At 39.5% G+C, this 19,551-nt stretch carries 23 protein-coding genes and 3 pseudogenes; 2 read left to right on the forward strand and 24 right to left on the reverse strand.

The genetic code is table 11. The features are described 5' to 3' along the window. Nucleotides 1-3 precede the first annotated feature (3 nt). The 8 genes and pseudogenes from ACZ42F_RS10030 to ACZ42F_RS10065 all read right to left on the reverse strand — a co-directional run bounded on the left by ACZ42F_RS10030 (nt 4) and on the right by ACZ42F_RS10065 (nt 5,470). A complete protein-coding gene (locus ACZ42F_RS10030; protein ID WP_464278879.1) occupies nt 4-771 on the reverse strand; it encodes a hypothetical protein in 768 nt (255 codons plus the stop codon). 56 nt (nt 772-827) lie between these two features. Then, entirely contained in the window at nt 828-1,229 is a 402-nt protein-coding gene (locus ACZ42F_RS10035) for a hypothetical protein (protein ID WP_464278880.1), read from the reverse strand. Between the two features lie 84 nt (nt 1,230-1,313). After that, on the reverse strand, nt 1,314-2,054 hold the full coding sequence (gene thyX, locus ACZ42F_RS10040; protein ID WP_464278881.1) for an FAD-dependent thymidylate synthase: 741 nt from the start codon (nt 2,052-2,054) through the stop codon (nt 1,314-1,316). A 2-nt stretch (nt 2,055-2,056) separates the two neighbouring features. Continuing rightward, entirely contained in the window at nt 2,057-3,037 is a 981-nt protein-coding gene (ruvB, locus tag ACZ42F_RS10045; protein WP_464278882.1) for a Holliday junction branch migration DNA helicase RuvB, read from the reverse strand. Beyond that, nucleotides 3,034-3,633 (reverse strand): Holliday junction branch migration protein RuvA, encoded by a 600-nt coding sequence (gene ruvA, locus ACZ42F_RS10050; RefSeq protein ID WP_029967768.1) that lies wholly within the window; start codon nt 3,631-3,633, stop codon nt 3,034-3,036. Before ruvA ends, ruvB begins: the two co-directional genes overlap by 4 nt. After that, nucleotides 3,630-4,121, reverse strand: a complete 492-nt coding sequence (ruvC, locus tag ACZ42F_RS10055; RefSeq protein ID WP_029967766.1) for a crossover junction endodeoxyribonuclease RuvC — start codon at nt 4,119-4,121, stop codon at nt 3,630-3,632. The genes ruvA and ruvC overlap by 4 nt, the downstream gene beginning before the upstream one ends. Continuing rightward, nucleotides 4,121-4,866 (reverse strand): annotated as a pseudogene (locus ACZ42F_RS10060) (YebC/PmpR family DNA-binding transcriptional regulator). Before ACZ42F_RS10060 ends, ruvC begins: the two are co-directional and overlap by 1 nt. A gap of 16 nt (nt 4,867-4,882) precedes the next feature. Next, nucleotides 4,883-5,470 carry an RlmE family RNA methyltransferase gene (locus ACZ42F_RS10065; RefSeq protein ID WP_464278883.1) on the reverse strand — a complete coding sequence of 196 codons (588 nt, stop codon included), beginning with the start codon at nt 5,468-5,470 and terminating at the stop codon, nt 4,883-4,885. Nucleotides 5,471-5,512: 42 nt separating this feature from the next. Here ACZ42F_RS10065 and ACZ42F_RS10070 point away from each other — a divergent pair, with 42 nt between their 5' ends. Next, nucleotides 5,513-6,976, forward strand: coding sequence for a glycosyltransferase family protein (locus ACZ42F_RS10070; RefSeq protein WP_464278884.1), 1,464 nt, complete (start codon nt 5,513-5,515; stop codon nt 6,974-6,976). Here ACZ42F_RS10070 and ACZ42F_RS10075 read toward each other — a convergent pair. Beyond that, the gene (locus ACZ42F_RS10075; protein ID WP_464278885.1) at nt 6,965-7,402 is read right to left on the reverse strand and encodes an iron-sulfur cluster-binding protein; all 438 of its coding nucleotides are present in this window, start codon (nt 7,400-7,402) and stop codon (nt 6,965-6,967) included. The two genes, ACZ42F_RS10070 and ACZ42F_RS10075, sit on opposite strands and share 12 nt — an antisense overlap. Further along, nucleotides 7,395-8,345, reverse strand: coding sequence for a 4Fe-4S dicluster domain-containing protein (locus tag ACZ42F_RS10080; protein WP_029967755.1), 951 nt, complete (start codon nt 8,343-8,345; stop codon nt 7,395-7,397). Before ACZ42F_RS10080 ends, ACZ42F_RS10075 begins: the two co-directional genes overlap by 8 nt. 131 nt (nt 8,346-8,476) lie before the next feature. Here ACZ42F_RS10080 and ACZ42F_RS10085 point away from each other — a divergent pair, with 131 nt between their 5' ends. Beyond that, nucleotides 8,477-8,752, forward strand: coding sequence for a YciI family protein (locus ACZ42F_RS10085; RefSeq protein WP_464278886.1), 276 nt, complete (start codon nt 8,477-8,479; stop codon nt 8,750-8,752). 63 nt (nt 8,753-8,815) lie between these two features. On the opposite strand, the gene ACZ42F_RS10090 is transcribed toward ACZ42F_RS10085, so the two are convergent. The 14 genes and pseudogenes from ACZ42F_RS10090 to ffh form a co-directional block, all read right to left on the reverse strand. Beyond that, complete coding sequence (locus ACZ42F_RS10090) at nt 8,816-10,093, reverse strand: FAD-binding oxidoreductase (RefSeq protein ID WP_464278887.1); 1,278 nt, start codon at nt 10,091-10,093, stop codon at nt 8,816-8,818. Between the two features lie 76 nt (nt 10,094-10,169). Further along, nucleotides 10,170-10,634 carry an SsrA-binding protein SmpB gene (smpB, locus tag ACZ42F_RS10095; RefSeq protein WP_464278888.1) on the reverse strand — a complete coding sequence of 155 codons (465 nt, stop codon included), beginning with the start codon at nt 10,632-10,634 and terminating at the stop codon, nt 10,170-10,172. Continuing rightward, nucleotides 10,631-12,405 (reverse strand): annotated as a pseudogene (gene ptsP / locus ACZ42F_RS10100) (phosphoenolpyruvate--protein phosphotransferase). Before ptsP ends, smpB begins: the two are co-directional and overlap by 4 nt. After that, nucleotides 12,405-12,677: an HPr family phosphocarrier protein gene (locus ACZ42F_RS10105; RefSeq protein WP_464278889.1), complete on the reverse strand. Its 273-nt coding sequence runs from the start codon at nt 12,675-12,677 to the stop codon at nt 12,405-12,407. The pseudogene ptsP and the gene ACZ42F_RS10105 overlap by 1 nt, the downstream one beginning before the upstream one ends. 19 nt (nt 12,678-12,696) lie before the next feature. Beyond that, nucleotides 12,697-13,431: a PTS system mannose/fructose/sorbose family transporter subunit IID gene (locus ACZ42F_RS10110; protein ID WP_464278890.1), complete on the reverse strand. Its 735-nt coding sequence runs from the start codon at nt 13,429-13,431 to the stop codon at nt 12,697-12,699. Continuing rightward, the gene (rsmI, locus tag ACZ42F_RS10115; protein WP_464278891.1) at nt 13,424-14,269 is read right to left on the reverse strand and encodes a 16S rRNA (cytidine(1402)-2'-O)-methyltransferase; all 846 of its coding nucleotides are present in this window, start codon (nt 14,267-14,269) and stop codon (nt 13,424-13,426) included. Before rsmI ends, ACZ42F_RS10110 begins: the two co-directional genes overlap by 8 nt. Beyond that, nucleotides 14,199-14,597: a YraN family protein gene (locus ACZ42F_RS10120; RefSeq protein WP_464278892.1), complete on the reverse strand. Its 399-nt coding sequence runs from the start codon at nt 14,595-14,597 to the stop codon at nt 14,199-14,201. The genes rsmI and ACZ42F_RS10120 overlap by 71 nt, the downstream gene beginning before the upstream one ends. Then, a pseudogene (locus ACZ42F_RS10125) lies at nt 14,579-15,210 on the reverse strand (ribonuclease HII). The gene ACZ42F_RS10120 and the pseudogene ACZ42F_RS10125 overlap by 19 nt, the downstream one beginning before the upstream one ends. Then, on the reverse strand, nt 15,201-15,551 hold the full coding sequence (gene rplS, locus ACZ42F_RS10130; protein WP_464278893.1) for a 50S ribosomal protein L19: 351 nt from the start codon (nt 15,549-15,551) through the stop codon (nt 15,201-15,203). The pseudogene ACZ42F_RS10125 and the gene rplS overlap by 10 nt, the downstream one beginning before the upstream one ends. An 11-nt stretch (nt 15,552-15,562) precedes the next feature. Further along, nucleotides 15,563-16,846: a tRNA (guanosine(37)-N1)-methyltransferase TrmD gene (gene trmD, locus ACZ42F_RS10135; RefSeq protein ID WP_464278894.1), complete on the reverse strand. Its 1,284-nt coding sequence runs from the start codon at nt 16,844-16,846 to the stop codon at nt 15,563-15,565. After that, entirely contained in the window at nt 16,839-17,372 is a 534-nt protein-coding gene (rimM, locus tag ACZ42F_RS10140; protein ID WP_464278895.1) for a ribosome maturation factor RimM, read from the reverse strand. The genes trmD and rimM overlap by 8 nt, the downstream gene beginning before the upstream one ends. Before the next feature lies 1 nt (nt 17,373). Continuing rightward, entirely contained in the window at nt 17,374-17,607 is a 234-nt protein-coding gene (locus ACZ42F_RS10145) for a KH domain-containing protein (protein WP_029967722.1), read from the reverse strand. Between the two features lie 64 nt (nt 17,608-17,671). Further along, the gene (rpsP, locus tag ACZ42F_RS10150) at nt 17,672-17,911 is read right to left on the reverse strand and encodes a 30S ribosomal protein S16 (protein ID WP_029967720.1); all 240 of its coding nucleotides are present in this window, start codon (nt 17,909-17,911) and stop codon (nt 17,672-17,674) included. 88 nt (nt 17,912-17,999) lie between these two features. Further along, nucleotides 18,000-19,397 carry a signal recognition particle protein gene (gene ffh, locus ACZ42F_RS10155; protein ID WP_029967717.1) on the reverse strand — a complete coding sequence of 466 codons (1,398 nt, stop codon included), beginning with the start codon at nt 19,395-19,397 and terminating at the stop codon, nt 18,000-18,002. Between the last annotated feature and the right edge of the window lie 154 nt (nt 19,398-19,551).

Here is a 19,551-nt window from a genome sequence, read left to right on the forward strand (position 1 = left end):
TCCCTATAGCCACTTCCGAAAAGGCTGGCTTAACATCCATAAAGAAGTATAAAAATAATTACCTACATAGGAAAAATAAGAAGGTTTCTTTTCCACTAAAGCTTCTCCTCTCTGGTTTAACCTGGCAACCCAAAGAGAAGTTGTAAACAAATCACCTCCTTCCCTAAAACCAGCCAGTAAAAGGCCTCCTCTTTGGGGTAATAAAAGGGTACTAATACCTTCAAAACCTTTGCTACCAAAGGTTTTGTCCCACATAAAATTGCCCTCTTCATTCAAAGTTAAAAGCCAAAAGTCATACCCATCATGCCTGTAATTCCAGGTATACCCACCTAAATAAAACACCCCCTCTTTATTTTGGGCTAAAGAAAGGATCTTTTCACTCTTTACCCCACCAAACTGCCTTTTCCACTGTAGTCTTCCCTTATTATCCAGTTTATAAATCAATAAATCTTCACTTCCTGTATCTTCACTGCTCACTACTCCAGCAAAAGCAATAGAGCCGTCTCTAGTTAGGGTAAGGTCAAAAACATTTTGCAAAGCACTTAAAACCAAAAAGTGTTCCCACTCCTTTTCTCCTGACCAAGAAAGCTTCATAGCCCAGGCCCTGCTCTTAAGCCTCTCATCCTGAGAACGCCCAGCGACCACCAGGCCGTCTTCCCCTGCTCCCAGGGCATAAAAATGGCCATTTCCCTTTCCTTTCCAGCTTTTAAGCCACTTTTTCTCTCCCTGAAAGTCCAGCCCTATTACCAGCCCTTGCTCCTGACCATTCACATCTTCTCTGGCTCCAGCTATGACTAAAGCATCCTCTAAGGAAACAATTCTCTCTCCTATTGCGGAAAAGGAAACTTTAATGTTTTTTTCCAGACCAGGTTTCCATAAGCATCTATTTTTAACAACTTTATTGCTTTTTTAGAATTTTGTGCTAACCCTAAAAGCACCAGACTACCATCTTTTAATTCTACTACATCTTTAAAAATAAAGTCATTATCTTCTGTAAAAATCTTTTTCCATACCTCATTGCCTTGCCTATCCAAACGTATAGCCAAACCAGAATCTTTATCACCAGAAAAGACTTTCCCTACCAATATAAAATGTCCATTTTTTGTTTCCAGAGCTCTACTAATTGCACCTAAATTTTGAATACCTATTTCTTTATTCCAGACGTATTGCTTGGTTTCACAAGCAATAGAAGATAAAACAAGTAGGATTGTTATAATCCATTTAAACATTTACCCCTCCTTATTTATACTTGTCAGAGGGGTAAACTTCTTTTGTGAAGGTGATTTTACTTGGAGTTTACAGATAAGTTACAGCTAAGAATGGATAACGTCTTTAGCTAAAGGATATTTGCCACAGGTAAATTTTTCTCCCTCCGGGCAATATCCCAATCTTTCGCATTTGGGCCCAGCTAAATTAAAGATAACAGGAAGTTCTTTTCTTAAGATTTTGAGCATTTTCCAGGCCATTTTTCTAATTTCCCATTGAGCACGCTCACAACATCTAAGTTCAAAAAAATTAAGTAAACTTCTGCAATTCATAGTAAAGACCACTTTGGATTCACAGGCATTGGGCAAAACAAAACGCGCATCTTCATTGGCCTTTTTACCCTGGCCAGCTTCTTCCAAGATGGTCTGCAATTGGGCATAGGTCTGTGCTGCCTGGTGCATAAAGGACTCAAAAAGCGCTTTTGCCTTTTCTATTTTGGCAATAGCTGGGGGTAAAATATAGTCAAAATCCCTGGCATCCACATAACGCTGACTCTGCTGGGAATAGGAAGCTATGCGATGGCGAACCAGTTGATGGGTAAGTGCTCTAGAAACCCCTTCCACAGCAAAGGTAAAAGAAACGTGTTCAATGGGACTTTCATGCCCAGAAGCCAGGATATTTTCAATAAATCTGGCCTGTTTTTCCAGAGGAACTTCTCCCCGAAGCCATTTCTCAAAATCATCCCCCACATAACCCGGAGCATAACACTGCCTGAAGGCAGCATAAATCAAAGTAATTGCATTGGGGGTACTGGCCAAAAGTTTTACCTGCATTTTTTTAGCTGGCATAATTATTCCTCATCTAAAGGTAGGTTTAACTTGGCACCCAGGCCCAGGTGTCTATAGGCCAGAGCAGTGGCTACCCTGCCTCTTGGAGTACGCTTGATAAAACCACACTGAATTAAAAAAGGTTCATAGATTTCTTCAATGGTTTTCACTTCTTCTGAGACAGCAGCTGCAATGGTTTTCACGCCTACCGGGCCACCTCCATACTTTAAAATAATACACTCTAAAATTTTGCAATCCATAATATCCAGGCCCATTTCATCCACATCCATGGAATTTAGAGCCTTTTGGGTTGACTCCAGGCCAATTACTTCTTCTCCCAATACATGGGCAAAATCCCTAACCCTTCTAAGTAGCCTGTTGGCAATCCTGGGAGTACCTCTAGAGCGCCGACCTATCTCCAGAGCAGCTTCTTCTTTTATCTGCACGCCCAAAATCCTGGCTGCCCTTAGAACTATTTTAGCCAGTTCCTCTGGAGAATAAAAACTAAGGCGACAAATAACTCCAAACCTGTCTCTTAAAGGAGAGGTTAAAAGCCCAAGCCTGGTCGTGGCCCCCACCAGGGTAAAAGGCTCCAGATCTATTTTCACAGTCCTGGCTCCAGGCCCCTGGCCAATAATCAAGTCCAGTTTAAAATCCTCCATGCTGGGATAAAGCACCTCTTCCACTGCAGGGTGAAGGCGATGGATTTCATCGATAAACAAAATATCGTTTTGCCTTAAATTGGTTAAAATAGCAGCCAAATCTCCACTTCGCTCCAAAACCGGCCCGGAAGTGGAGACAATGTTTACTCCCAATTCCTTGGCCATAATATAGGCCAAAGTGGTTTTACCCAATCCAGGATTACCATAAAGCAAGGTATGGTCTAAGTGCTGCCCTCTTTCTTTAGCCGCCTGGATATAGACCTTTAAATTATTGCGCACATCTTCCTGGCCAATAAACTCATCTAAGGACTGCGGACGAATATTGTCTTCTAAGGGTTTCATTGTTGTTTGGCCTTGTGTTTAAGAACTTCTCGAATGAGCAAGGAAACATCCCATTCTTTTTCCTGGGCAATCAACTCCTTAATCAAAGGTAAAACCTCTTCCTTGCGATAACCAAGCCCTTTTAAAGCTTCTAAAGTATCGCTTACCAAGGTAGAAGCATCTTCTGAACTACTTAAGGAAATATCCTCTTCTCCCAATTTAAGCTTATCCTTTAAATCCAGAAATATTTTTTTGGCACTTTTGGGGCCAATTCCTGGAACTGTGGCCAGTAAACTTACATCCTCTTTTACTACCACATCAGCCAGATCCTGGGGAGTAAATACATCCAGGATAGCCAGAGCTAACTTGGGTCCAACTTTGGGAATAGAGAGTAAAAGGGCAAAGGTTTTTCTCTCTTCCCAGGACAAAAAGCCGTAAAGATCTAGAGCATCTTCTCGCACCAGGGTATAGACAAAGATCTCTACCTCCTGTCCCTTTTCCAAAGAAGCCAGACTTCTTTTTAGACAAAAGACTTCATAGCCTACTCCACCAGCAGTCTCAATAATAACACTTTCCAGGGTGGTTAAAAAAATTTTTCCCTTAAGATAGGCTATCATGTCTTTTCTAAAAAAGTGTTTAACCGCCTGGCATTAAGATGCGTAATAGCCACAGCCAAAGCATCGCTCACATCCAGAGGCCAAGAGGCTTTACTATTTAACATCTGTTTAACCATAAAGGCTACCTGCTCTTTACTGGCTCTACCCACGCCCACAATGGAATTCTTTACCCTGGTTGGCTCATAGGAAAACACCTTTAAATTTTTCCAGGCACAAGCAGTAATGGCTGCTCCCCTGGCCTGGCCCAAACGCAAGGCAGACCTGGCATTGGCCGCAAAAAACACATCCTCTATGGCAGCTTCTCCAGGCTGATAGGTATCTATAATCTTAATTAACTCTTCAAAAAGAAATCCCAATTTTTCATCCAGTTCTTTTCCCTGGGGCAAATAAAGGGCTCTGGCCAATACCAAGCGCAATACTCCGCTTTCTTCAGCCACCAGCCCCACACCTGTACATCTTGAACCTGGATCCAATCCCAAAACCAACATTAACCCAGCTTTTCTAACAATTCATCAGGAAGCTCAAAGTTGGCGTACACATTTTGTACATCGTCATGGTCATCAAGGGCATCATAAAGTTTTAAGAGCTTTTCTCCGGTTTCCACATCCACATTTACTGTATTTTGAGGGAGCATGGTGATTTGAGCTTCCTCATACACCACCTTATTTTCATCAAAATAGCTCTTTACCTGGGCAAAGTCCTTGGGGTCACATTTTACCTGCCACACTTCTCCATCATCACTCACATCTTCTATTCCTGCTTCCAACCCCACTTCCAGAAGCTCCTCTTCTGAATACTTGGACTTATCAAAGGAAAAAATTCCTTTTTCTCAAACATCCAGGCTACACAACCAGACTCTCCCATAGAGCCACCATTTTTAGAGAGAATGTGTCTTAACTCTGCTACAGTACGATTACGATTATCTGTAGCTGCTTCAATCAAAATAGCCACTCCACCTGGACCATAACCTTCATAAATCACTTCTTCTATGTTCTCTCCACCTAGTTCACCGGTTCCCTTTTTAATAGCAGCTTCAATTTTATCCTTGGGCAAGTTTACTGCTCTTGCAGCCTCTATTGCAGTTCTTAACCTGGGATTGGTCTCAGGATTCCCTCCTCCTGCCTTGGCTGCCAGAACAATTTCCTTTGTTACCTTGGTAAAAACCTTGCTCTTTTTTGCATCCTGACGGCTTTTACGATGTTGAATATTGTGCCATTTACTATGACCTGCCATATATTTTCCTCCTAATTTACTTTTTTTCTAACCCCACTACAAAAAACTCCTTGCTCTCTGCTCGAGAACTTTTGGGCTTTACCTGCTTTACACTTTTAAAGTGTTTTCTGGTTTCCTTTAAAAACTCAGGAACATCTGGACCAGCAAAAATCTTTACAATAAAACAACCACCTTTTTTAAGCCAATTTAAGGCCACTTCCAGAGCAGTTAAAGCCAGTTCATAAGACCTGGCCTGGTCAGCAAATTTAATCCCTGTGGTCTTGGGAGCCATATCGCTAATTACCAAATCAAAAGGCCCTTCCTTTTCCAGAGTCTCCTGTAATTCTTCACTAGGAGAGGTTGCATCACAAGTAAAGACCTGAACCCACCCGGGAAGTTCTATGCTTAGAGGATTCAAGTCCACAGCCACCACCAATCCCTTTTCTCCCACCTTTTGACTGGCCCAGAGAGTCCACGAACCAGGGCAGGCACCCAAATCCAGAACCTTTTGCCCTTTTTTAAAAAGCCTAAACTTTTTATCTATTTCTTGTAGTTTATACACAGAACGGGCTGGATATTTTTCCTTTTTGGCCTTTTTAAAGTAATAATCTTGATAAGTTTTCACCTGTCTTTACAATTCCTTTACTTTAAGTCTAAAAGATAAATTATGCCCTTAAGCCCCAAAAGTGTAAAGATAAAATGCGAGCTAGGTCAAGAAAAGACTCTGCCCCAGGGGGTTAGATACTTTAAGGAAATAAAAAAAGGCCAGATTCCCCTTTTTTTAGGTCTGGGACCCAATGCAGAAAAAATTCAAAAACACTTCTCCTTTGCCAAAATCTTCGTCCTTGAACATCCTTCCCTACAACTCCCAAGTACTGGGGATAAAATTCAGTATATTACCCCAGGTCACTTAACTCCAGATTTTTTAGAATTAGCCAATATCTTTATTTATTTGCCAGAAATAAAGTACTTTCCTTCCTTTTTTGGCCCAATTTTAGCCAGAATAAAAACCCTTCACTTCCCCTCTCTTCCCAGGAGCCAAGATAGTATCTGGCTATTGGCCTCTAAAAAGGGGCTGCTTACCCTGGAGTTAACCTGGGCCTTTCAAGAAGTGGGTTTAAAGGTAAGACTTGTAGAAGAGGAAAATGAACCAAACCTCCTCGCTTTATTAACCCAAGAACGACCCAAACTGGCCCTTTCGCTAAACGCCTGGGGGCTTGATAGTTGGGGGAAAATACAATTTTTACTGCAGGAGCGAAAAATCCCTCTTTTGTGCTGGCTACTGGATAACCCCTTTAATGTGCTTAGCAAATTTAGAGGGCATTTTTTTAAAAACCTTTATTTCTTACTCACAGACCCCTTTTTTCTGCCCTGGCTCCAAAAAAAAGGCCTTGAAAACCTCTTTTTTTTACCTCTAGCCTCTTGTCCTCAGATATTTGCCCATAGCACTCCTTTAAAGGAATACCAATCTCAACTCCTTTTTATCTCCAGAAGTACTTTTCCCGGCTATCACCAATACTTTGCAGGCCTGAGCCTGGACCAGGAAATAATTAAAGCTGGGAAAGAGGAGCTAGCTAAAAAAAAGCGTCCGGATTTAAGCTGGTTAAGTCAAAAAAGGGAGATTACCTTAAGTCAGGCCAGGTATCTCAATTATCAAATTCATCACCTAAACCTTCTCTATCGCCAATCCATGCTCCAGCATATTGGGCAAAAACAAGAGTTAAAAATAGTGGGCGATTCCAACTGGAAAAAATATGTAGATATTCCCCTTTTACCACCAGTAGATTACTATACCCAGTTAAAAAATGTCTACAAAAGCGCTTCTTTTGTCCTAAACTTGACTAACTTTTTGCTTCCCTTTTCTTTAAATCAAAGACACTTTGATGTCTGGTTAAGCGACTCCTTTTTACTTACAGATTACACTCCTGGTTTAAAAATTTTTCCCCAGGAAATCATTGACCACTTTTCCTTTAACACTCCTTCGGAACTGGATAAAAAAATAAATATACTGGAAAAGGACTCCAGACTTAAAAATGATATAAAAAACTTTTGCAAACAGGAGATATTACAAAAACATACCTATAAACATAGAGCTGCCCATATTTTAAATTTAGTAGAGCTATTTTCTTAAATAGGATATTCCTGCCACCTTTCCCAGAATAAAAAAGATAAACAACAAAAAGGGCAAACCCAGGTGTATCCAATCCACATACATAACTGTTTTATAGTCAAAAACAACTTGCGGGAAGTTTTTAAGCACTCTAAGCATGCCAGTAAGCACAATACCACCCCAGAGAAAAACTTTTAAACAGCCTAAAAAAGTTAAATTTTTTAATTGAAAAGAGCTAAAAAAAGTTACCACTTTATAAAAAAGATAAAAAAGTAAAATAAAGGCTAGCAAGTAGTGTAAACGATGATTTAAGTAATAATCAGCAGTCCAGGCAAAACCAGGGATATCTGCCAGATAGTAGCGTTTAAAAATGGGCATTTGAGCAAAACCAGTAAATAAAAGGGCAAAACTAAGTAGTCCTAAAAACCATTTTTCCTTTTTACTCATTTTTTTCTTCCCCCTTTTTAAGTTTGCTAACTACCTTTAAGGCCCCTGCAGCCAGGCCTGCTAGAGGTGCAGTAAGCACTGCCCAACCCAGATTTTCTTCCAGGGCCATGGAATTGGGGACAGGTTTTAAATGAGGCCTGCCTGGAGCAGTTTCTATGGCTTTATTTAAAACCTCAAAGGGAACAGGAGAAACATAAATAGTATTGGTGCCTCCGTTTTCCTTTTCCCCATAAATATAGCCTGACATTTCTTTTGCCAGTTGATGCGCTTTGGCAATAATTTCCTTGCGAGGCCCAATGGTCTGCACCCCTTCCGGACAGGCTTCTATACAGGCAGGCAATAAACCCTTTTCCAGGCGATCATAACAGCGATCACACTTATACATAACCCCATTACCAGCATAAGAGGGCAGGAGTTTTAAATATAAGCCCACGCCTGTTTGCCTTTCTGGAATATGCCAGGGACAAACACTTTTACACTTAGAGCCGCCCAGACAAATTTCTGAATTGATGCGCACAATGCCATTTTTTTGCTTTAAACAGGCCCCCCAGGGACAAAGATTGGCACAAGGAGGATTTTGACAGTGCAAGCACCGCCTGGGAATATTGATTTCATACTCCTTACCCTGCCAGGTCACATAAGCAGTCTGAATAAAAAGCCAATTATAGGGAGTTAGCCTATCATCCACATCCTGCTTGTCTGACCAGTCAGCCACCTTCACCCTGGAAGGATACATCCTGGGAAAAGGTTTTTGGGGTTTGGGAAATTTGTGGGCATTGGTCTCTTTGCAGGCCTCCACGCAGGCTCCACAACCAATACACTTGCTAAGGTCCAATAAAGTAGCCAGTTCCTCCTCATCCCTGACAGCCTTTGCTCCTTTGGGAAGCAGAGACAAGGCACTACCAGCCACCATACCCTGTAAAAACTTTCTCCTGGAAAGCATAATCCCCTCCTTCTCAATTTAGTTTATAATATAAACCAAAATAAACAGAGGTCAACACTTCAAGCAACAAAAATCTTGTTCTGCTTGCAAATCAAGGTTAATGAGGTTGCAAAAAGAAGTGGGGAAAGGAGATGATTGTCTTTTTAGCCAAGGATAAACCCAACAGTTTAGAATTAAGGCTTGCCAACCGAGAAAACCATCTAAAGCACATTGAAAAGGTCAAAAATACCGGTATTATCCACTTTGCAGGTCCCCTGCTAGATGAAGAAGGTAAGATGTGCGGAAGCCTTATTATCTTTGCTTCTGAGGACCTCCAAAAAATCAAAGACCTGGTAACTCAGGACCCCTATGTACAGGCAGGACTTTTTGCAAGCACAGAGTTTTTAAAGGTAAAAAAAATTATTTAAAAAAGTAAGCTACCTATTTAACTATCTTTTACTATTTGTAAAAAATTTTTTGACTACCTTAAACTAAAAAGCCTTTCCTGGATTTAGAATATTAAAGGGGTCAAAGACCTTTTTTACTTCCTGCATTATTGTCAGCGTTTCTGCGTCTATTTGCTTGCTAATAAACTTACGCTTACTTATTCCCAAACCGTGCTCACCCGAAAGGGTTCCTCCTAGTTCCAGAGTTTTTTCCAGGAGCAGATAGTAAACTTCTCGGGCTTTGCCTTCTTCTTTTCCAGGTTCATACATGATGTTGGTGTGAATATTGCCATCTCCCACATGGCCAAAGGCCAAAATGGGCAAAGAATATTTTTGCTCTTGCTCCCTTAGTAAACTTAAAAATTCTCCTATCTTCCCTCTGGGCACAGTAAAATCTTCGCTGAGTTTTTTAGGTCTCAACCTAAAGGCAGCAGGGCTTATATTTTTTCTAATCTTCCACAATTCTGCTTCCTCTTGCCCCCTGGCTAGAGCAAAATAATCTGCCTGAAAAATATCTTTTATCAACCTGGCTTCCTTGCCAAGAGCTTCCTCTTCCCCTAGCAACTTACCCAAAAGTACGCCTTCTACCTCTTTTTGCCAGGGAAGAGTATAGACCTTGCTTACAGCCTCTAAAGAGCTTTTATCAATGATTTCCAGGGCTGCAGGCAAGATACCTTCTTGAAAAAGCAGGGAAAAACTACGGGTCAATTGACTTAAAGAGGAAAAACCAGCTAAAAAAGAAAGTGAGGCCCTGGGCAAGGGCAAGACCTTTAAAAAAATTTTATTCACCACACCCAAGGTACCCTCTGAGCCCACAAAAAGCTTGCTTAAGTTTAGCCCCACCACATTTTTATGGCAAAAACTGGGCAAAGAAAGCACCTTGCCACCAGGTAAAACAGCCTCCAGGCCCAAGACATAATCTCCAGTAACTCCATATTTTAAGGCCTGCATTCCACCTGCATTAGTAGCCACATTCCCACCTATGGTGGAAAAGTCAGCAGAAGCTGAATATGGGGGATAAAAAAGCTTTCTTTGGCTTAACTTCCTTTGCAACTCCCCTGTAATCACTCCAGGTTCCACTACCACCACAAAGTCTTTTTCTCTAATCTCTATAATCCTGTTTAGCCCCAAAAGGGACAAAACAATCCCCCCACCTACAGGCACACAAGCCCCGGCCCGACCTGTTCCTCTTCCTCTGGGGATAATGGGAATCCGCTCTTCCTGGGCAAAGCTCAATAAGGCCACAATCTCTTCTTTAGATCTGGGCAAAGCTACAGCCCAGGGCTCTGCCTTAAGCCCACTACTGTCTTCTCCATAGGGCAAAATCTGAGGAGCAGTAAAAAAAATTTCTCCTTTTGAAAAAGGGATTTTAAGTATTTTTTTTGTCTCTTACTGAGCATTATTTATACTTGGCCATTTCTCGAGCCATCTCTCTGGCAATGGTTTTTTTCTTCAACTCTTCTCTAAGGTCATAAAGCTTTTTACCCCTGGCCAAGCCTATTTCTACCTTGGCCTTGCCCTGTTTAAAGTAAATTTTAAGGGGTATTACAGTATATCCCTTTTGCTCCACTTTTCCCATAAGGGATTTAATTTCTCTTTTATGGAGTAAGAGCTTTCTCTCTCGTTCTGGATCGTGCTGGGCATAGCCTGCATTTTCATAAGGTGCTATATGTACACCTACTAAAAAGACCTCTTCCTTGTGAAAACGCACATAACCATCTTTAAAACTGACTCTTCCCTGCCGCAAAGACTTCACTTCTGAACCAGTCAAGACCAGACCAGCTTCAAAAGTATCCAAAATTTCATATTCCCTGCGTGCCTTTTTATTTACTCCAATTACTTTTACACCTGTTTTTCTGCTCATTTTTCCTCATCCACTAAAGAAGTAAAAAAAGTAAGTTCCTCTGGAAATCGACTAAAAATCATTTTCCTTACAATATGATTGCTTTTAGAAACATCGTCTGAGGCTAAAACTTCTCTTAAAAGTTTTTTACATTCCTGCATGCTCGCCTGCCTGATAATCCTTTTAATGCCTGGAATGGCCTGGGGTGTAAGGCTAATACTGTCCACTTCCATTCCCATTAAAATGGGAACACAAAAGGGATCTGCTGCCATTTCCCCACACAAACTCACTTCTATTCCAGCCCTATGTCCAGCATCCACCACATGCTTAATGCAGCGCAAAATGGCTGGATGTAAGGGTTGATAGAGATAGGATACATGTTTGTTGGTTCTATCGATACCCAGAGAATATTGAATAAGGTCATTGGTACCAATACTAAAAAAATCCACTTCTTTGGCCAATAAATCAGCAATTAATACTGCTCCTGGCACCTCTATCATAATACCCACTGGAATATTGGGATTAAAATCTAAACCTTCCTTTTTTAACTCTTCTTGAATCTGCAGGTAAAATTTTTTTACCTCCCTTAACTCGTGCAAACCCGAAATCATGGGAAACATGATGGAAATGTTGCCCACAATTCCTGCCCGCAAAATAGCCCTTAACTGAGTGCGAAAAATATTTTTATATTTTTGACAAAAACGAATTCCCCTAAGTCCCAGAGCAGGATTGGCTTCTTCAATCTGGCCAAAAAGATGATCTACTTTATCTGACCCTATATCTAAAGTGCGAATGACCACCTGGCAGGGATACATAATAGAGGCCAAATCCCGATATTCTTCAAAAAGCTGGTCTTCATCTGGAAGTTGATTGCGATTTAAAAAGCTATATTCTGTACGATAAAGACCTATTCCTTCCCCCCCTTATCAATTACAGAAGTCACTTCTTCAAACAACTCTATGTTAGCAAAAACCTTTACCTGATAACCATCTATGGTCTCTGCAGGCAGGTGACAGTAACGCATAATCAGGGATTGATAGGCCTCAAACTGATAGCGCAAGTCTGTATAGCGCGTCAGCTCTTCCTCTGAAGGCTCGATTAAAATTTTGCCTTCAAAGCCATCTAAAATAATCAAATCGCCATCTTGGATACTTTCTTCCAATCCTTCCACACCCACTACGGCTGGAATCTGTAAGGACCTGGCCATAATGCCTGCATGGGAAGTTTTGCCCCCCATGGTAGTGGCAAAGGCCATAATCTTGTCCACTTCTAAAAGAACTGTATCTGTAGGCGCCAAATCGTGCGCCAGCAAAATAACCCTCTGGGAAATCTTGGGGAGAGTCTTTTGCGTACCTAAAAGCACAGAAACCACTTTATCTGCAACCAGGTTAATATCCTGCAAACGCTGGCGAATATATTCGTTGTCCAGGGCATTAAAAATCTTCTCCAGTTCAAAAACAGCCTTTTCTATGGCCCATTCAGCATTTATCTGTTGCTCTTGAATAAACCTTTTGGCCTGACCAAATAACTTTTCATCTTTTAAAATCATCAAATGCGAATTTAAAATAGCTTCATGCTCTTTTAAATCAGCCGGAATCTTTTTCCTCACCTCTTCCATTTCCTGAGCTACACTGGAAATTGCTAGTTCCAAACGCTTAAGCTCGTCTTTTAATTCAGAAGAGGAAAGAACCAGCCTGGGACGCACAAGCCCCCGCCTGCGGTTCAGAAAAAAAGCCTTACCTATAGCAATTCCACTGGAAACAGGAATACCTCCAATAACCTTCCTAGCCATTATTTTTCCTCTCCAAATCTATCTCTAAATAAATTTTCTAAATGGTCCAAAGCTTCCCTGGCATCTTCACCCCTGGCCTTTAAAAGTAAAACCTCTCCTTTTGACACGGCCAAAGTCAAAATATCTAAAATACTTTTAGCGTTTATTTCTGTTCCTTTATAATTAATTGTAATCTCAGACTTAAATTTTAAAGCTTCTTGAGAAAGCTTTGCTGCAGGTCTTGCATGTAAACCTAAAGAATTTAAAATCACTACTTCTCTAGTTTCCTCCATTCCTGAACATCTCCTCAATTTATTTGAAATAATAAAAAGCTAATAAACACATATAAATCATAAATATAACAATCTCTCTAAACCAAAGGTATTTTTTAAAAATAAGAACAGAAATAAATAACAAAAATATTACAAAGTAAGTTGTCCAAAAATTTAAGTTAAAAGGCCAAATAAAAACAAGTAAAACCAGTATAAGACCACTATTTATTATTTTTAAGTACTGTCCTAAATTTATTAAATCCCATTTCTTTAATATAGAAAGAGCACTAAAACCATACTTTAAGCCTAAAAAAAATGTATAAAATTTAAAAATTTGTAAACCTATAAATAAAATTAATCCCAAAAAAAAAGCTGCTTTATACCAGTGTAGCACCAAAAAAAGAACAGTTAAAAGAGACCAAAAAGGCAACAAGCTTCCACCAAAAAAAGAATCTCCTAAAGCAGATAAAGTATAAACCACTGTAGGTCTTACTTTATTATAAAAAGATTTTTCAATAATATTTTGAGCTAATTTTTGTTCTAAAAATAAAAAAATCCCTACTAAAAGAGGTGTCCAAAAGGGATGGCAATTATGTAATTTGACATATCTTTTTCTAGCTTTTTGCAAATCCTCTTTTTTAGGATAAATTTCTTTTAAACCAGGATCTAAAGCATAGATTAAACCTATGTTCTGTAAGCCACGGGTGTTAAAACTGGCTCCAATAAAAAAGCTTCTCCAAAAGCATTTTAAAAAGGTAAAAGCAGAGTTATTCATTTTTTATTAAAAAAGTATATACTTCTTTAGGGCTTAATCCTGTTTCTTTAGCTATTTTTTGAGCTAGTTGTTTTGGTTTTAAATCTTTTTCTCTATATTTTTCTAAGACTTCCTTCCAATTAAGGTTTTTTTTATCTACCTTATCTTCAAGAGGAGGTCCTATTAAAATTGTAAACTCTCCTTTTAAGGTTATTTTATCTAAATCTATCTCTCCCAGGATTCCATAGATAAATTCCTCATGTATCTTACTAATCTCTCTAGCCAGACAGACCTCTCTTTTACCTAAAACTTTTAGGGCCAAATTCAAGGTTTTGGCTACCCTATTTTTTCGTTCAAAAAAAACCAGGGTACTTTTTAGCTGTTTAAACTCTCTAAAAACAGCCTCTATTTCTCCGGTTTTTCTGGGTAAAAACCCTAAAAAAGTAAAGGGTAGAGGAGCAATACCTGCGGCCATAAGTGCAGCTGTAATTGCGCTAGGTCCAGGTATGGGAATAATTGTCGCCCCTTTTTGTCGCAAGGTTCTCACCAGTTGAAAACCTGGGTCAGCCAGAAGAGGAGTACCTGCTTCTGAAAGTAAGGCTATTTCTTTTCCTTCCTGCAAATAGCTTTCTATTTGCCCTAATTTATCTTCTTCATTGTGCTCAAAAAAACTAACAATGCGGGGAAAAGGAATATTTAAAGCGCTTAAAAGTTTTTTAGCTGAACGGGTATCTTCAGCCAGGATCAAGTCCACTTTTTTCAGGGTTTCTACTGCCCTAAAAGAAATATCACCAAGGTTGCCAAGAGGAGTGGCTATTACAAACAGGCGTCCAGGATATAAAGTCTTTGGTGTGTTCAAGTTTCCATTGCTTATCTTCATAAATAATACCTACAAAATCAAAACGGCACTCTCTATGCCACAAATTGTGCAAGGTTAGATATTTTTCAGCAGTTTTATATAGGGCTGCCAGCTTTTTTTTAGTCAAAGTTTCTTGAGGAGAAACCTGTTTATTTTGCCTAACCCTTACCTCTACAAACACCAGGATGTCTTTATACTCGCAGATAAGGTCAATCTCTCCGTAGGCAAAGGAAAAGTTTTTTTCTAAGATTTTATACCCCTGGCTTTTAAGATACTTTTCAGCTAATTTTTCTCCCTGCTTACCCAGTTCTAAATGCCTGGCAACCATTTTCTACCCTGCTTTTGACTTACTCCTCTAAAAGTAAGCCTATGTAAAGGAGTAGGGCCCAATTTAGTCAAACTTTCTAAATGCTCTTTAGTAGCATATCCTTTATGTTTTTCCAAGCCATAACCTGGATAACGCCTGGCCAGCACACACATCACCTTATCTCTAATGGTTTTGGCCAAAATGGAAGCTGCAGAAATTTGAGGGATTAGACTATCTCCTTTAACAATAGCTTGCTGGGAAAAGGGAAAATTGGGGATGGTTTTATTGCCATCAATTAACACCAGCTTGGGTGTTTTCTTTAAAGCCAACACAGCCCTGCGCATGGCCTTAAGGGAAGCTTGCAAAATATTTATCTTTTCTATTTCCCTGGGCCAAGAAAACCAAAAGCCCAAGCAAGAGCTTGGGCTTTTATTTTCTCAGCCATAACTTCTCTCTTTTTAGGAGACAACTGTTTAGAATCTGTTAAATCAGGACAATGAAAGCTTTCAGGTAAAATAACTGCCGCAGCAACTACTGGCCCTGCCAAACACCCTCTGCCAGCTTCATCTACACCTGCAATTTCGGTAACAGAATATTGGCTTTGAACTGTTCTTAAAAAAACATCTAATTCCAATTCTCTTTATTCTTGATGCGAGCAGCTTTACCTTTAAGCTTACGCAAGTAATAAATTCTACCCTGACGAACCTTACCTTCACTAATTACTTCAATTCTTTCAATAAAGGGAGAATGCATGGGAAAAACTCTTTCTACGCCAACCCCACCACTAACCTTTCTTACTACAAAAGTACTATTGGTTGTACCTCTCTTCACTCGAATTACTGTGCCCTCAAATACCTGAATTCTTTCTTTTTCACCTTCAATAATTCTTACATGAACCTTTACAGTGTCTCCTGCCTTAAACTTAGGCAGATCCATGCGCATTTGTTCTCTTTCAATCTTTTCCAATATGTTCATAACTCTACTCCTTAGAAAAATTCTCCTAAAATCCGATCTACCATAATGGCGGTAGCTGATCGAACTGAAAGATGATTATATTTTCTACCAAAACCTATTGGTTGCAAAATATAGTCTGACTCTTGCAAAACCTCTGGGGTCAGACCGTGTCCTGTACCCAAAATGAGTAAAACCGGACTTTCTCTCAATAACTCTCTCATTTTCACTAGAGGAGTATCTCCTTCTCTAGCACTGGTAGCCACCAAAACTGGCCTCTTGCCTGTTTTGGCTTGAATCTTTTTCACTACCTCTTGAAGAGAAGAAGCAACCCTCACTCCAGAAAGGGCCCTGGCTCTATCTTTATTGAGTTTACTACTGGGCCCTGTTGTCCAATGAGCAAGTAATCTTTTTGCCAGCTCCTGCTGGTCTTTTAAGGGGGTTACCAGGTAATATCCCCCCAACCCGTAAGTCCGTAAGATGCGTCCAATATCGTGAATGTCTAAATTTGTCAAAGAAGTTGTGCTTACTTTTTTAAATTTATCTAAAACCGGATGATGAAGCAAGGTCAAATAAAGATTTTTTCCTAAACAAGGTTCATTTATTTCCTGTAAAAAAGCTCTATCCTCTGAATTAAGGGAAGATTGGAAAAGAAGTTCTGGCCTGTTTTTTAGCGTTATTTCCAGAGATTTTTCCCTTCTCCATTTAGCTATTTTTTGATGATGGCCAGATAAAAGTACTTCTGGGACTTTTAGGCCCTTATATTCCTCTGGCCTGGTGTAATGCGGATATTCTAAAAGAAAATTATTAAAACTTTCCTCCTGAAAAGAGGCTTCCTTACTCATAAACCCTGGAAGTAACCTGGAAACAGCCTCAATTACAGCCAGGGCTGCCACCTCTCCTCCATTTAAAACATAATCTCCTATAGAAAGAGTTTCTAGAGAATGAAGCTTTACTAAGCGATTATCTATCCCCTCATAACGACCACAAACCAAAACTATTTCCCTTTGTTTACTCAAGTTAAAAGCGTTTTTTTGGTTAAAAAGCTTGCCTTGAGGAGAAAGTAAAATCTTTTTTGCTCCACTTGGGACAGTTTGTAAGGCTTTATCCAGGGTCTCTACCAGCATAACCATGCCAGCTCCGCCACCATAAGGCTTATCATCTACGCTTTTATGCTTATCCAAGGCATAGTCTCTAGGATTTATAAAAGTAAAGTGTAACAAACCTTTTTCTTGGGCTTTCTTTAACTGGCCACAAGCTAAGGCTGAGCTAAAATATTCTGGGAACAAAGTGATTAAGTAAAAATGTATGCTACTCATTTAAATAGATATCTAAAAGTCCTTCTGGAGGGTCAATAACTGCTTTTTTCTCCTCAGCAAGCATCTGAACAATAAATTCTTCTTGGGCTGGGAACAGTATTTCCTTGCCTTGAGGCGTTTTAATCTCCCAAATCTCATTTTCACCAATAAGCTGAATATCGTTTATGGTCCCTAAAAATTCACCCGGACTTAAATATACCTGCCAGCCCCTTAACTCAAAAAGATAAAACTCTCCTTCTTCTTTGGGTGGAAAATCTCTGGCTGCAAAATAAACTTCTGACCCTCTAAACTCTTCTGCTCTAGTCCGATCTTCTATATTTTCCACCAGCAACAATACTCTTTTCTGATGAGGCCGCCAGCTAATTATTTTAAATCTATAATATTTTTCTTTTAAAGGAGGTTTAAGATAAACAACCTCAAAATTGTCCAAAAAAAAGGGGGAGTGAGCAAATAAGTCTATACTCAACTCCCCTTTTAGTCCGTGTGGTTTGGCGACCTTACCACAAAGGACCAGGTCTTTTGCCATGTTACTCTATAATCTCTAAAACTGCTCTTTTCTTGGCTTTAGTGGAAGCAGCACTTAAAATAGTGCGCATAGCACGAGCAGTGCGACCCTGTTTACCAATGACTTTACCCAAGTCTTCTTTGGCTACTTTTAACTCAATTACTGAGGTTTGCTCACCCTCAATCTCAGAAACCTTTACTGCATCTGGATTGTCTACCAAAGATTTGGCAATGTACTCAATCAAATCCTTCAACATAAGCACCTCCACTTTAAACTTCAGTTCTTAATCTTCGGCCTTAAACCAACTTCAGGCCCATCCACTACAAGCCTGCTTTTTTTAAAAGTGAACGGACAGTATCTGTGGGTTTTGCCCCTCTTTCCATCCACTTTTTTAACTTTTCAGGATCAATTTTAATTTCAGGTGGCTCAGTCATGGGATTATAATAACCAATAATCTCCAAAGCTCTGCCGTCCCTTTTGTTTTCACTGTTTACAGCTACTACCCGATAAAAAGGTCTCTTTTTAGATCCCATTCTGGTCAATCGCAATCTCAATGCCATATCTTTTTAACCCCCATAAGATTTTTGCCTAAAATTAATTAAAATTTAAAATTAAAAAATAAGTTTGTCTAGCGAAAAAAGTCAACTTTTATTTTTTCTTCTTTTTCTTTAACTTTTTACGCTTAGCCTTTAACTTTTTTCTATCCACTTTACGCTCTGTTTTATTACCCAAACGTCTACCACCACCCATCTGACCCATCATTTGCTGCATCATTTTGCGCATCTGCTCAAAATTCTTCAACAGGGCATTTACATCCTGAACTGTAGTACCACTACCTTTAGCAATCCTCTCTTTTCTGCTGGCATTAATTATTTTGGGATTACGCCTCTCTTCCTGGGTCATGGAATTTATAATGGCTTCTATCTTCACCATTTCTTTTTCTGGAATTTTTACATTTTTTAACTGATCCCTGAGTTTGCCCATACCTGGAATCAATTTGAGCAGTCCTTCAATAGAACCCAGCTTTCTTATACGACGCATCTGCGTTCTAAAATCTTCCAGATCAAACTTGGCAGTTTTTATTTTTTCTTCTAATTTAGTAGCTTCTTTTTCATCTATACTAGATTGGGCCTTTTCAATGAGCGTTAAGATATCGCCCATGCCCAAAATACGAGAAGCAACCCTATCTGGATGAAATATTTCCAGATCCTTTAACTTTTCACCTACACCAATAAATTTAATAGGTTTACCAGTAACAGATTTAATAGAAAGAGCTGCACCACCTCTGGCGTCACCTTCCATCTTAGTCAAAATTACGCCAGTTATATCCAACAATTCATTAAAACGACTGGCTACATTCACTGCATCCTGACCAGTCATTGCATCAGCAACAAACAAAATTTCCTTGGGAGAGCAAGCTTTTTTAATCTCTACTAGCTCATTCATCAAAACTTCATCTATGTGCAAACGCCCCGCTGTATCCAAAATCAAGACATCGCAATTCTTGCTCTTAGCATCTTCTACAGCCTGTAAACAAATATCCACAGGTGACATCTCTGCCCTGGAAGGAAAAACAGGCATGTTAATTTCTTGAGCTAACTTATGTAACTGCTCAATAGCTGCTGGACGATAAACATCTGCTGGCACCAGATAGGGAGAAAATTTCTGGCGACGTAAAAATAAAGCTAGCTTGGCTGCAGAAGTGGTTTTACCTGACCCCTGTAAACCAACTAGCATGATAATGTGAGGGGGAAGTCCAGTTAAATTTAAGCCAACATTGCTCCCCCCTAAAAGCTCTATTAGTTCTTCATGAACTATTTTGACTACCTGCTGGCCAGGAGTAAGGCTTTTTAAAACTTCCTTTCCTAAAGCCTTTTCTTTTACTTTTGCAGTAAAATCTCTAACTACTTTATAGTTAACATCTGCTTCTAAAAGGGCTAAGCGAACTTCTCTTAAGCCCTCTTCAATACTACTTTCATCCAGGCGTCCTCTACCCTTAATTTTTCTAAAAATACCGTCTAAGCGTTCTGATAAATTATCAAACATAGTGTTACTATCCTAAAGAGGAGTAAAATAGACTTCGTTATCTTCAAGGGTAGAAAAGAGTCAAGAAAAATTTTGCCTCTTTTTAACAACCTTTAATCTTTAGGTTTTCTTTTTCTTTAAAAAGCAAAAATTAATCCCCAATTCACCTCTAGGA

The organism is Desulfonauticus autotrophicus (assembly GCF_055381725.1).